This window comes from Paenibacillus sp. P46E, assembly GCF_001909095.1.
GTDB lineage: Bacteria > Bacillota > Bacilli > Paenibacillales > Paenibacillaceae > Paenibacillus_AQ > Paenibacillus_AQ helianthi.
Map to the genome: position 1 here is coordinate 141,656 of NZ_LVYZ01000002.1, position 13,489 is coordinate 155,144.

Annotated in this window: 12 protein-coding genes; 4 read left to right on the forward strand and 8 right to left on the reverse strand. The window is 51.5% G+C overall.

The window, feature by feature from the left end:
* Nucleotides 1-27: 27 nt before the first annotated feature.
* The 4 genes from A3849_RS02025 (at nt 28) to A3849_RS02040 (ending at nt 4,568) form a co-directional block, all read left to right on the forward strand.
* The gene (locus A3849_RS02025) at nt 28-936 is read left to right on the forward strand and encodes an FMN-binding protein (RefSeq protein ID WP_074109937.1); all 909 of its coding nucleotides are present in this window, start codon (nt 28-30) and stop codon (nt 934-936) included.
* Nucleotides 937-984: 48 nt separating this feature from the next.
* Nucleotides 985-2,868 (forward strand): FAD-dependent oxidoreductase, encoded by a 1,884-nt coding sequence (locus A3849_RS02030; RefSeq protein WP_074109938.1) that lies wholly within the window; start codon nt 985-987, stop codon nt 2,866-2,868.
* 251 nt (nt 2,869-3,119) lie between these two features.
* A complete protein-coding gene (locus A3849_RS02035; RefSeq protein ID WP_074109939.1) occupies nt 3,120-3,569 on the forward strand; it encodes a hypothetical protein in 450 nt (149 codons plus the stop codon).
* Nucleotides 3,570-3,587: 18 nt separating this feature from the next.
* Nucleotides 3,588-4,568 (forward strand): polyprenyl synthetase family protein, encoded by a 981-nt coding sequence (locus A3849_RS02040; RefSeq protein ID WP_074109940.1) that lies wholly within the window; start codon nt 3,588-3,590, stop codon nt 4,566-4,568.
* A gap of 1,142 nt (nt 4,569-5,710) precedes the next feature.
* On the opposite strand, the gene A3849_RS02045 is transcribed toward A3849_RS02040, so the two are convergent.
* From A3849_RS02045 to A3849_RS02080, 8 genes are all read right to left on the reverse strand, one after another.
* On the reverse strand, nt 5,711-6,595 hold the full coding sequence (locus tag A3849_RS02045) for a UbiA-like polyprenyltransferase (protein ID WP_074109941.1): 885 nt from the start codon (nt 6,593-6,595) through the stop codon (nt 5,711-5,713).
* Nucleotide 6,596: 1 nt separating this feature from the next.
* Nucleotides 6,597-7,898 (reverse strand): aspartate aminotransferase family protein, encoded by a 1,302-nt coding sequence (locus A3849_RS02050; protein ID WP_074109942.1) that lies wholly within the window; start codon nt 7,896-7,898, stop codon nt 6,597-6,599.
* Nucleotides 7,899-8,044: 146 nt separating this feature from the next.
* Nucleotides 8,045-9,970, reverse strand: coding sequence for a peptidase U32 family protein (locus A3849_RS02055; RefSeq protein ID WP_074109943.1), 1,926 nt, complete (start codon nt 9,968-9,970; stop codon nt 8,045-8,047).
* A gap of 20 nt (nt 9,971-9,990) precedes the next feature.
* Nucleotides 9,991-10,782, reverse strand: a complete 792-nt coding sequence (locus A3849_RS02060) for an energy-coupling factor transporter transmembrane component T family protein (protein ID WP_074109944.1) — start codon at nt 10,780-10,782, stop codon at nt 9,991-9,993.
* Entirely contained in the window at nt 10,775-11,674 is a 900-nt protein-coding gene (locus A3849_RS02065; protein ID WP_074109945.1) for an energy-coupling factor transporter ATPase, read from the reverse strand. The genes A3849_RS02060 and A3849_RS02065 overlap by 8 nt, the downstream gene beginning before the upstream one ends.
* Nucleotides 11,659-12,519 (reverse strand): ATP-binding cassette domain-containing protein, encoded by an 861-nt coding sequence (locus A3849_RS02070; protein WP_074109946.1) that lies wholly within the window; start codon nt 12,517-12,519, stop codon nt 11,659-11,661. Before A3849_RS02070 ends, A3849_RS02065 begins: the two co-directional genes overlap by 16 nt.
* Before the next feature lie 30 nt (nt 12,520-12,549).
* The gene (locus A3849_RS02075; RefSeq protein WP_074100535.1) at nt 12,550-13,101 is read right to left on the reverse strand and encodes a Gx transporter family protein; all 552 of its coding nucleotides are present in this window, start codon (nt 13,099-13,101) and stop codon (nt 12,550-12,552) included.
* Entirely contained in the window at nt 13,085-13,477 is a 393-nt protein-coding gene (locus A3849_RS02080) for a NusG domain II-containing protein (RefSeq protein ID WP_074109947.1), read from the reverse strand. The genes A3849_RS02075 and A3849_RS02080 overlap by 17 nt, the downstream gene beginning before the upstream one ends.
* Nucleotides 13,478-13,489 lie beyond the last annotated feature (12 nt).

A 13,489-nucleotide genomic window follows, 5' to 3' on the forward strand; every position in this document is an offset into this window, starting at 1 on the left:
AACTATTTCTTTGGAGGTCATACTAAAATGAAAAAAGCTTCTGTAATTTTGTCGAGCGCTCTTGTACTTGGTACTTTGCTCGCAGGCTGTGGTAACAACAACAATGGTAACAACGCGGCAGCAACTAATGCCCCTGTCGAGTCCGCTGCACCAGCTGCATCCGACGCCGGCACTGCAACTGCTGAAACAGGCAAGTATCAAGATGGAACATATTACGGAACAGCACCAGCTGACAAAGAAACTGGCTGGCAATCATTCGTTCTGCTGACTGTTGAAGGCGGAAAAATCACCAAAGCAGATTGGGACGCTTTCAACACTAAGAACGCTGGCGACCTGAAGAAAAAGGTTTCTGAAGATGGTAAATACGGACTGGTATCCAAAGGCGGCGGCCAAGCAGAATGGCATGAGCAAGCGGCTAAAGCTGAAGCCTTTTTGATTGAAAAACAAGATCCTGCAGCAGTAGTTGTAAATGCTGAAGGCAAAACCGATGCCATTTCCGGCGTTTCCGTTGGAGTAAGTGACTTTGTTACCGCATCTCAAGCTGCTCTGGCTGCAGGTCCTACAGAAGCTGGTCCATATAAAGATGGCGGTTACCATGCTGAAGGCGCAGAATTTGACAAAAACAACGGTTTCAAATCCACTGTGGACCTCTCCATCGTTAACGGCAACATCGTAGCTGCCAAATTCAGTGGCGTAAATGCTGCTGGCGATGATAAGAAACAATACTCTGTAGACGGTAAATATGGAATGAAAGCCGGCGGCGCTTCTGCTGAATGGCATGAAGAAATCGCACTGGCTGAGAAATACTTCCTTGATAATAAAGGCGCAGCTCCTAAAATGGATGCTGAAGGCAAAACAGATGCAATCTCCGGCGTATCTATCAACGTTGGCGAATACTTTACTCTTGCAGAAAAAGCACTTGAAGGCGCGAAATAATTATTCGCTACCTTTTGCAGCTAATCAGATGAATGAGGTGAGTTTCTCTTGAAAAAAATAGTCATTTTGGGCGGCGGCTACGGCGGCGTACTCACGGCTAAGAAACTAGCAAAGAAGTATAAGAACAACAAAGATGTAGAAATTAAGCTGATCGACCGCAATCCTTATCACACTCTCTTGACTGAGCTGCATGAGGTGTCCGCGAACCGTGCGCCTGAGGATTCAATCAAAATTGATTTGAAGAAAATTTTTGCCGGCCTGAAAGTGGATGTTGTTCTGGATGAGATCAGCAATATTGACTTCAAGAGCAAGAAGCTGAAATCCGACAAAGCAACCTATGCTTATGATTACCTGGTAATCGGAACAGGCAGCAAACCTACATTCTTCGGAATTCCCGGAGCTGAAGAGAACACCTTCTCCTTCTGGTCTTACGATGATGCAGTTGCACTCAAACGCCAGATTCGCGATATGTACACCAAAGCCGCCAAGGAGAAAAATCCTGCTGTCCGCCGCGCAATGCTGACCTTCGTCATCATCGGTGCTGGCTTCACGGGTGTCGAACTGGTTGGGGAAATGGCTGAGCAACGCGAAGAGCTGTGCAAGGAGTTCTTCATTGATCCATCTGAAGTACGTCTGATCGTTGCCGATATGGCTCCGAAGATTCTGCCTATCCTCCCGGATAAGCTGATTCAGAAGGCTGAAGCCCGTCTGCGCAAGCTGAACGTCGAAATCGTTACCGGTGCCAAGATCACTGAAGTGGGCAACGGCAGTGTAGCTCTCGGCGAGAAAAACATCGTGGATTCCCAGACAATTGTCTGGACTGCCGGTGTAGAAGGCTCCGAAATCGTCGGCGGCCTTGAAGTACAACAGCAAGGGCGTAAACGTATCGTTACCAACGAGCACTTGGAAAGTGTTGACCATAAGAATGTCTATGTAGTAGGGGATAACATCTTCTACATTCCTGAAGGCGAAACCCGTCCGGTTCCGCAGATGGTTGAAAATGCTGAACAAGCCGCTCCGGTCATTGCGAACAATATCGCAGCAGACATCAGCGGTACCGCCAAAAAAGCCTACAAACCAGGATTCCATGGCACCATGGTCTCCATCGGCAGCCGCTACGGTGTAGCCAACGTAGGTCTTCCAGGCAAGTTCTTCATGCTCACCGGATTCATGGCAATGCTGTCCAAGCATTTCATCAATATGTTCTATCTGTCTCAAGTCGTAGGCTTTAACAAAGTATGGACCTACATGATGCATGAATTCTTCCATGTAGAGAACCGCAAGAGCTTCGTGGGCGGCTACTTCTCCAAACGTTCCCCGAATTTCTGGCTGGTTCCGCTCCGTATGCTGCTTGGGGGCATGTGGTTATATGAAGGGATAGACAAGCTCAGAAAGATCTGGGAAGATCCGAATAAGATTTTCCTGATTCCTGCTCCTGCACATCTTACGGATGCTGCCTCCTCGGCCAGCGTTGCCGTTGATGCCGTCAAGGATACCGTTGATGCCCAATCCGCAGCTTCCGCAGTAACAACTGCTAAGGAAGCGGTTGAAGCTTTATGGGTTCCAGGATGGATTTATGATATTACCCACTGGTTTATGAACTTGATGTTCTATAACAGTGGCGGAACAGATTACACAGCCCTGGCTAAATGGTTCCAAATCGGCATGGTTTGTGCCGAAATCGTCTTCGGTGTTATGCTTATCGTTGGTTTGTTTACAGCTATCTCTTCCATAGCGACCATAGGTATGGCCGTTATGATCTGGTCTACCAAGATGGCTTCAACAGAAATGCTCTGGTACGTTGGAGCAGCTATTGCGTGCATTGGCGGATCTGGTAGCGTCTTTGGTCTGGACTACTATGTCCTGCCTTGGCTCAAGAAGCAGTGGAAACGAATCCCGCTTGTACGGCGATGGTATCTGTTTACAGACTGATGTGAATACCCGTTGTTTAATGCTTCTGTCACCGTTTAATAAATAATAACAGCAACTTATGTGTATTTTGTGTTGCTGCAGCTGAATATGATGATCTTAAGAGTAATGTGTCCTAGGACACATTACTCTCCTTATTTATCAAGGTACTAGCATAATCCATCACAGATTTGTTTGGTTTTAACAAAGGGTTTTGTAGGGATAATCAAGGCTATGGTTTCTTCCGGCAAAACCGACAAGAAGGAGAGAATCTTGTGAACAGAAAACTCATTGAAGACAGCTTCCGGTTGCTTCAGACTGAAATGTCACCAATCGCCGGAATTCAACTGCATCTCTCTCCGGCAGAATGTGAGCACCTGCTCTCGGTACTGGAACGCCATGATCTGGAATATGACCGCAAAGTCCATTTGCTAGGTATTTATATCATTCTTACTGTGGCGGCTAAACGCCATATGGAATGTGCCCCACATCATCCTGACCTGACCCGCAACATTTTGGATGGAGATTATTTGTATAGCTTTTATCTGCAATTTGCGGTGAAATGCCGTGAACTGGACCTGGTTGCTTATCTGGCTCCTTCGATCAAAAAATTGCAAATCGCGCGGTCAAATGGAGACTTCGCAGAACAAAATCCGGCGGCGGGCATTGAAGAGTTCCTGATCCAGGAGCGAAGGCAGCATAGCCGCACCAGCAAAGCCATTTGACAGGTGGGAACCGTAAAGATGAAGCTGCATGAAGCCTTGAATATAGACCTGAACGAAATTAACCATGAAATTCAGAATATTGTAGCCCGTGATAAAGACGTACCCAAAAAGTCTCAGCTGGCACAAAGCATTCTGGAGCTGACCGGCTCCGGCGGCAAACGGCTCCGGCCGCTGATGGTCATCGTCGGCGGCCGTTTTGGACGCAAGCCTTCGGGCCGCAGAACGCTTCAATTGTCTGCTGCCGCTGAATTTATTCACGCCGCCTCATTAGTTCATGACGATATTATTGACGATGCTGAGCTGCGCAGGGGCGCTCCAGCCCTGCACACCAAGACCGGTGTACTCTCCGCGGTGCATATCGGGAACTATATGTCCGCCCGGGTGATCGAGCTGCTCAGCAAATACACTGGTGACAAAAACAGGTATGTTCATGATTTGTCAGCCGTGGCTACCGCTCAGTTATGTCTGGGAGAATACCAGCAGATGGAGCATGCCTACGATTACAATCTTACCTTTGAAGAGTACCTGGAGAAATCCCGTAACAAAACCGCCCTGCTGATGGCAACCTGCTTGCGGGTTGGGGCGCTGTCTACGGAGAGCACAGAGGAAGTCGCGAACCTGCTGTATAACTTTGGCGAAGCACTGGGTATGTCTTTTCAGATCCAGGACGACCTGCTTGACTTCACCCAGTCTGCCGATGTGCTTGGCAAGCCGGCCGGTAGTGACCTGCGCCATGGTCAGGTTACACTTCCAGTACTGTTTGCCCTGCAAGACCCCGGGCTGGCTCCAGTTATTCGCACCATTGGCCCCTCCTCATCGGATGAGGAGGTAGCTCATGTACTAGCCCTGATAGGCCTCAGCGACGCCCTAGTCCGCACGGAGGAAGTCAGCCAGGACTATCTGACGCAGGCCGCCGGAATCATCCAGCAGCTCTCCAGCTACCCGGCGCATGCCGATCTGGAAACACTGCTGCAATATTTCACCGTTCGGGATCGTTAAGGCTGCTCCGAGCCAGTGTGCAGGTGCATGTAATATAGACAACTGACCTGCTCAGCGGCTTATGCCAAGCCTAACGCCGAAGTAACTGTAGGCATGCTCCTCTGGGGGCTACCGAAGGAGGACGGACTGGCGGACAGATGATGGATGGACTGGCAAATCAACGAACAGATATACTAACTGACTGATACTACTTGGTGAGCAGACTGTTCATCTAGTAGGTGTTTAGTCAGATGCGTCCAGCCAAAGTGGAAAAAGTATACCTAATCCTTGGTTTTGCCCTTCTCAAACGACTTTAGTAGGAAAAAGTATATCTAAATCAGCCGAAATTCTGCCAAACAGACGAATTATTGGAATTAGGTATACAAACTCCAACTAAACTTCGTTGTGGCGACACTTCAGGCGAATTAGGTATACAAATTCCACTTAGCAATAACTCCTGCAGAGAATTACTCTCTCAGTTCAATTAGGAATTCACTGAATAAGCTGAAATCAAATACGATAACACAAAAGAAGGTCCCGATTGTTGGGGCCTTCTTTTGTGTTGATCTATTTCTCTCACTTGTTGGACCTTCTTTCATATCTATCTCTCCCCCCACTTGTGCATCTGTGGGTGAATGCGAGACGATAGATACTTATCTCGCCCTTGCCTTTGTCTTTCCTTTGCCCTTGTTTTCGCTAAACAAGCGAACGCAGCGAAGCGCCCGTGAGTAAGTTTAGCTCTATGTCCTGCGCCTGGGCTTAGGGTTGAGGTTGAGGTTGAGCTTGAGTTTGAGTTTGCGCCTGGGCTTAGGGTTTATCGCTCGAACTCTTAAGGCAGTTTGTCTTTGAACGATGGCCCCGGCGGGACAGAGTTCAAGGATTGCCCGCCCTACCGAGCAAGGAAAGCCGCGTAAGCCAGCTTTCCGCGCCGATGTGCCCCTGCCCACCTCATGCTGGGCAGGCTGGGTGTGGGGTTGGCCAAGGCAAGGTTAGGACTTCGCTGCGGGGAAGTTTGGAACTGTAGGAGCGAATGCGACCGCCTTTGTCTCCAGATGTTATCGCTAATAGCGATCTAATCCACAACATCTGGAGACAACAGCGGCCGGAAGTCCAAACATTCCCCGGAGCGGAGCCTCTCCTAACCGCGCCCCCCCGCCAAACCCCTAACTCACATAAAAATAATCAATCAGCGTACACAGCAATATCACCATACTGATTACCTGATTCAAATTATACGAAGCCACCTTCATCAGCCGCCGGTTATGCGGCTTAATGATGCGGTGCTCAGTCATCAGCAGCAGCGTAGCAATGCCGATACCGACCAGGTACATCCAGCCCAGATCGCGCCAGAGGTACAAGAACAGCAGCAGCATAATCATAATGAAATGCAGGCCTTTGGAAATGCGCAGCGCATTCTCCAGACCGAAGAAGCTGGGAATCGACCACAGACCGTTCCGGCGGTCAAAATCGATATCCTGGGTGCCATAGATGATATCAAACCCGGCGATCCAGAGCATAACGACCGTACCGATCACGAACGGGGTAAAGGCGATATTTCCCGTCACTGCAAACCAGGCGCCAATCGGCGCTGAGGCAATGACAAAGCCCAAATACAAATGGCTTAGGAACGTGAAGCGTTTGGTATACGAATAGGATGAGATCAGAACGATGGCCACCGGCGACAGCAGCAGACAGAGCAGATTCAGCATGCCGGAAGCCACAATGAATAAGGCATAGTTGATGATGATGAAGAAAATAACTTCCTTCTCCGCAAGCAGCCGCTGCGGCAGATGACGATGCGCTGTGCGCGGATTATTGCCGTCAAAGGTTCGGTCAACCAGACGGTTAAAGGCGTTAGCGCCATTCCGCGCACCGATTAGGGCAATAAGTCCCCACAGCATCATGTGGCCGGATGGCCACCCCCCTGCAGCCCAGACCATCGAAATGATGGCGAAGGGCAGCGAAAACAGCGTATGAGAAAACATCACCAGCTCGCTGAACATTTTCAGCTTGAGCGCAGAGGTTTTGACAGCATTTAAGATGGCCATATCATTCTTCCTTTTCTGTAGAAACTTGCAGCAGCACTTCATTCAAAGCAGTCAGCATGCCGTCGATATCCTCAGCGGTAATCACCAGGGGAGGCTGGAAAGCCAGCACGTTGCGGCCTATGCCATTTTTGCCGATCAAATATCCGCGATCCTTCATCGCTTCCAGCACATCGTCGGTCAGCGCAGCCGAACCGGCAGCATCCGGACCCGCCAGCTCTGCACCCAGCATCAGACCAGTTCCCCGTACGTCAACGATCATTCCCGGATAACGTTCCTGAAGCGACTCCAGGCCTCCCTTGAGTCGAACCCCCAATTCGGCTGCGCGCTCCGGCAGCTGTTCGTCGCGGATATAGTCGAGTACCGCCAGCGCCGTAGCCGCCGACACCGGATTCCCTCCGAAGGTTGAAGCGGAAGGCCGGTTCAAGGATGCCGCAATGTCATCCGTGGTCGCAAAGGCCGCTACCGGAACCCCGTTGCCCAGAGCTTTGGCCATACTGATAATATCCGGCACAACGCCAAAATGCTCCATCGCGAACATAGCTCCCGTACGGCCATAGCCCGTCTGAATCTCATCGTCGATCAGCAGCACACCGTACGCCTCCAGCAGCGCTTTGACCTCGCGGAAATAAGTGAGGGCAGGCATAATCATGCCCCCATTCCCCTGAATCGGCTCAACGATCATCGCTGCGATCGTGTGTCCTTTTTCCTTCAGCACCCGCTCCAGGCTTTTCAGAGAAATGGCTGCAGCCTCTTCCAGTGTAAGCTCCGGGTGATACGGCCGCTCAATAAACGTTACATCTTCATCCAGGTACTGATCCGTTCTCCACATGGGCAGCCCGGTTACACTCATCGTCAGGTTGGTCCGCCCGTGCAGCCCGCTCTCCAGCGCAATGAAGCCTTTGCGGCCGGTATGCATTCTGGCTAGCAGAAGTGCGCCCTCATTGGCCTCCGAGCCGCTGTTGACGAAGAAGCTGCGGCGCAGCTTCCCCGGAAGCACCTCTTCCAGACGCTCTGCCAAATCCACATTCGGCTGCGTAAGATACACTGTCGAGGTGTGCTGGAGCTGCTGAAGCTGCGCAATCGTACGTCCTGTAATTACAGGGTTGCAGTGGCCGCAGGCGACAACCGATACCCCGGCAAAAAAGTCCGTATACGGCTTGCCGTTCTCATCATAGACAAACTGCATGCTTCCACGCACGAGCTGCGGCGCATCCCGGTAAAAGTGTGCGGTGCAGGGATAGAAATATTGCTTTCTTTTGGCGGCAACCGCTATTCTTCCAATGGCTGTCTCTTGTTGCTTCATGAAGGGTTCCTCTCTTTCAGGCGCCCGTCCGGGCGGTACAATAGGGATGATGAATCCGTAAAATTTCTTTGTGAAAAAAGTAACTTAGCAATCATACGTTTACCGTAATTATACGCTCCATCGCGATATTTTAAAATTTAAATAATTCAATTAAACTGCAAAGCACCGAGCGTATAACCAGCATACACAGGCTTAAGTCCGCCCAGTAAATCCTCCTGCGAATGTGTTCCGCGAAGGGCAGCCTGGTAGGCAGCAATGATTGTCCGCAGCTCTTCCGTACTGTACGTGGCGCCCTCGATCCGGAAGCTGGCAATACCGAGCCCGCGCATTTCCTTCAGCATTGGCAGGTAGCAGAGTTCTTTGGAGAAGAGCAGATGGCAGCGGCCAAATTGGTCTCGGTAGACCGGATTTTCGCCTTTATCCGTTTTGAGAACCAGCACATCATTACGGACATACAGATTATCTTCTTCGGCAATAGGCTCCATAACCTCGGTATTCTCGTACAGATCATGTTCCATGTACATCAGCGCCGGTGTGCCGTGAACAACAACCTCCAGCGGCAGATCACAACGCGAGGTGAAGGCGGCAAAATGCTCCATCGTCATTTCCGGTGATACGGTCAGCTTTTCCAGCCCCAGTCCGGCGTACAGCCCTGCAGAAAGATGATTGTAGATATTCAGATTGGCATCACCGATCAGCGGGTACCCGTAAGCTCTGTAGCGCCGAATGGCTCCAAGGTTGGTAATCATCAGTCCATCAATAGGCAGCCGTTCTCCGTTAAGCAAATGATCATACTGGTTAAAATGAAGCTCATTCATCATCCGCGGCATGCCAAGGTACAACCGGGTATTCCCTTTAATGGCCCCAAGCTCTTTAATATCCTGCTTCGTAAACGGCCGGTCCGGCTCAAACACATCTCCAGGCAGATACAGGCTCTCAACACCCATTTCGATGACCAGACGGGCCTGCTCCATATTATTCACACGTACAGCTAGTTCCGGTACAGCTTTTGAACCCTTTCCTGCCTCGGCCAGACGTTCGCGCAGCTCCTGCACCCGGGTTTCGGACAGCTCGCGTTCGGCAGTCGGCGTGCTGAATACCTTCCCCGTGCTGTAGAATTTGCCTGTACCTTCGTAACGGCGGTTAATGTTCGACAGACCTGGTTTGCCAAAAGCGTAAGCGGTGGAGAAATCGCGTTTGCGGTTTTTGTATAGCTCTTTGGAGTCCACAGTCCGGTCAAAGCCAATCGGATCCTCAATATACCGGTCAATCGCCTCACTGTAGCTGTTCGCCAGGGAGACCATGAATTCCTTATCGCGCATCCGGCCTTCAATTTTGAAAGAGGTAATTCCTGATTCGATCAGCTCCGGAAGATGCTCATACATGAACATATCCTTAACGGCCAGCGGATATTCTGCCGGGAATACATATCCATCCCGCTTAATCCGGTAATCCCAGCGGCAAGGCTTCATACATTTGCCACGGTTGCTGCTCATCCCGAATACCTGGGAGCTGAAATAGCAGTTCGCCCCGTGAACAGAGCACATATCCCCATGAACAAAGTATTCCAGCTCCATCCCGCTCTGCTGCCCCAACAGCTTAGCCGTCTGAAGGTCCATTTCCCGCGAGGTTACCACCCGGCTTACTCCAAGATCACGCAGGGCGTAGATCATCTCCAGATTGTGTACATTCATCATGACCGAAGCATGGATAGGAACGGTTAACGCCATCTCGCGGATCAGCTCCAGCACTGCCATATCCTGAACAATCAGCGCGTCCGGACGGACCTCGTCAAGAAACCGCAGATAGGCTCTCGCTTCCTCCACATCGTCTTCGCTGAAAAGATTGTTTACGGTGATATATACTTTTTTACCTAAACTATGGGCGATGCCCAGGGCTTCTATAATTTCTTCATGCGATAGATTGTAGCCTTTGCGCATCATTCTCATATTGAGTACAGGACCGCCAAAATACACCGCATCACAGCCCGACTCGACCACTGCTTTGAAAATATCAAATGTTCCCGCAGGTGCGAGCAATTCAATTTCTTTTCCGTTAAAAAATCTTGCCATTACCTATTCCCCCTAAAATATCACAATAATGCCACTGCAACTCCCATGATAACGAACATAGCAACAAAAACAGTATCGGCAGCACCCCACCTCAAGCGGTGATACCGGCTGCGCGGAGCATCCATACGGAAGCCTCTGGCTTCCATGGAATAGACCAGATCCTGTGCCCGCCGGAAGGCGCTGGAGATCACCGGCACAAGCAGCGACACCAGCATCCGCGCTTTCTCTTTCAAAGGCAGCTCCTGCAGATCAGCTCCGCGGGAGGCCTGGGCCTTCATAATAATCTGCGATTCATCCAGAATCGTAGGAATAAACCGCAGCGCAATGCTGATCATCAGTGTAATCCGGTCCGGCGACAGTCCTAATTTCTTGAAGGGTGCCAGGATTCCCTCCAGTCCCTGATTGAGCTTGCCAGGCGTTGTGGTAAAGGTAAGGAGCGCCGTGAACGTGATCAGAAACAGCATACGGATGACAGAAAAGGCAGCAAGGCGCAGCCCCCCCTCATGCAGCGAGAACGAGCCGGCGGACCATAGCACATCTCCCTCTTTGACGGACAGAAGCTGTACGATGAAGATGAACAGCATCAAATAACGCAAGGGCTTGGCCGCCTTGATGAAATACTTCAGCGGAATACGCGTCGAAGCCATGACCGTAATCGAAAATACAGCCAGCAGCGCCATCGACAGCCAGGAATCCGACAGCAGAATTACAACTACATACAGCAACATTCCGGTAAGCTTGGAACGCGCATCCAGCTTGTGCACCCACGAGCCGGTCTCAATGCTTCGTCCCAGCAGCAGCCGCTCATTCATGGGCATCCCCCATTCCAGCCGAGTTGCCTGATCTGACAGTCCCCGGCAATGAAGCGATCAGCTCGGCAAGGCTCTCAGCGGTAAGGCGGGGCCTCTCGCCCGCAAGGCCGAACTGGCCGGCAATGGCCTGCCAGTAACGGAGAGAATGCGGCACACCCAGACCGCAGCGCGTAAGGATGTCCGGATCGGCGGCGAGCTCTCCACCGCTGCCCTGAAAAGCTATTTTCCCGTCCTTTAACAGAACCCAGCGGTCGGCAACCGGCAGCAATTCATCCATCCGGTGGGTTACAATAATAACCGTCCGGCCCTGATCGCGGCAGAGGCGCTCCAATTGCGCGATCAACTCCGCGCGGCTGACCGGGTCCAGAGTGGCGGTCGGTTCGTCCAACACGACAATTTCCGGGTCCATGGCCAGTACGGAGGCGATGGCCGCCTTGCGCATCTGTCCTCCGCTTAAGCGGAATGGATTGCGCGAGAGCAGGGCGAGGTCCAGCCCCATTTCGAGCATGGCTTTGCGTGCGCGCTCCTTGGCCTCCTCCGGACTCATGCCAAAGTTGAGCGGTCCGAAGATCAGGTCCTTTTCTACCGTATCTTCGAACATCTGCTGCTCCGGAAATTGAAAGACCAGTCCGACCCGGCGGCGCAGCGGCAGCAGCTTCGGTGATTTCTCACCGGCCCGTATAGTCACATCCAGCACTTTTACCGTCCCCTGCGTTGGTTTAAGGATGCCATTAAAGAGCTGCAGCAGCGTAGACTTGCCCGAACCCGTTGCACCCGCAATCCCGGTAAGCGAGCCTTTGGGAATACCGAGAGTAATATCATGCAGCGCCGTCTGCTTCCATAAACTTTTCTCGGCATAAGTAAAGCTTACTTGCTCTAGTTGTATGGCCATAGTGTATCTATTAGCTCCTTTTCGCTGGCGGGCACATCCACCCTGATTCCCCGGCTTTGCAGCTCCCGGGCAAGACGCCAGGGATACGGCTCCAGCAGATGGCATTTCTCCAGAAGCTCTGCATTCCCGAACAGCGCCTGCGGGGTTGTGTCAGCGGCAAGACCACCGCCATGCAGGGCCAGTACCCGGTCTGAGGCCAGGATCTCGTCCGCATCATGCGTGATCATCAGGATGGTGTACTGCCCATCTGACCTCATCCCTTGAAGAATGCGCAGCAGCTCATCACGGCTCGCCTCATCCAACATGGAAGAGGCCTCGTCAAAGATGACGATGCCTGGCTTCATAGCTAGGATGGATGCAATGGCGACACGCTGCTTCTGTCCACCCGACAGTTCGCCCGGATGCTTGGCCAGCAGATCCCCAATCCCCAGCTTCAAGGTATAGGTTCTCAGGCGTTCCTCCATCTCCTCGTAGGGCAGACACAACCCCTCCAGCCCAAACAATATATCTTCCTCCACCGTAGCCCCGATGAATTGATTATCGGGATTCTGGAACACCATACCGATGCATTGGCGGATTACGCCAATCGTTTCTTCACCCAGCTGATGGCCGCATATGGTGATCTCTCCGACGCTTTTGGGCAGCAGGGCGTTCATCAGCTTAACCAGTGTGGACTTGCCGCAGCCGTTCGGTCCTACTATACTCACCCACTGGCCCTGTGGAATGGATACGCTGATATTGTGGAGAATAGGATGCTCCGGATCATAACCAAAAGATACTCCGTCCAGCTGAATCACAGCCGGCTCCCCTCCTGCATCCTCCACGTCTTGATATGCTTTAATCATGTTAGTCATCCTTCCGCTGATGGGTCCGCTTTAGCCCAAAAACTCTTCAAACAGCGATATTTTGGACAGCGACGCTATCAGATAACGTACGGCGAAGCCAACTGCGATCCCCGTAACAATCCCGGTAATAAGCAGCACCGGCAAGTAATAGAAAATACTCATAGATTTGAATACAATGGCCGCCGCGAACAGCTGCCCCGTATTATGGGCCAGTCCACCCGCTATACTAATACCGATCACACTCAACTTCCCGCCTCCCCACTTCACCAGCAGGAACATCACCACAAAGCTGAGCAGCGATCCGAACAGACTGAAGAGCAGACTCGAAAAGGTGCCAAGCAGGAAGGCTGTAAGCAATGTCTTCAGAATGACCAGCACAAAGGCGTCACGGCCCCGTAAAAAGAAAATACAGGTCAAAATCATGATATTGGCGAAGCCGAGCTTGGCGCCAGGCATGAGTCCGACTCCAACCAGCGGGATCTGGGCCTCCACCAGGCTCAGAACTACAGCGACCGCTGCAAAAATAGCCACAATCACCGTACGTTTCAATGCTGTTGCCGATTCACTACTGGACATAGGCATCTATACCATCCTCCCCCGACACACCGCCTGCAATTTCTACTAACACCCGGTGCGGCAGGCACGCGATAGTCTGCTTAGGACGGGTAATATGGCCAAATCCCAGGCATACCTTGTCGGGACAGTCCGCATCGTACATTTCAATCCCGTAGTCATACACCTTCAGAATGTTATAGCCGCGCTCTGTGCGGATATCAATAGTTTGTTCTTCTTTTGTAAGCTTCACTGTCTTATACAGCTTGCCATCCACCGTTATATTAGCTACCAGGTTGTTTCCGGGTCCCGCCTTGTCGCTATCGTTCGAGAGCCATCTCGGCACGATAAAAGCAAGCGCGGCAATGAGCACGATGGAAATCAGCAGCACATCTGCGCGTTTCATAATGATCTCCCT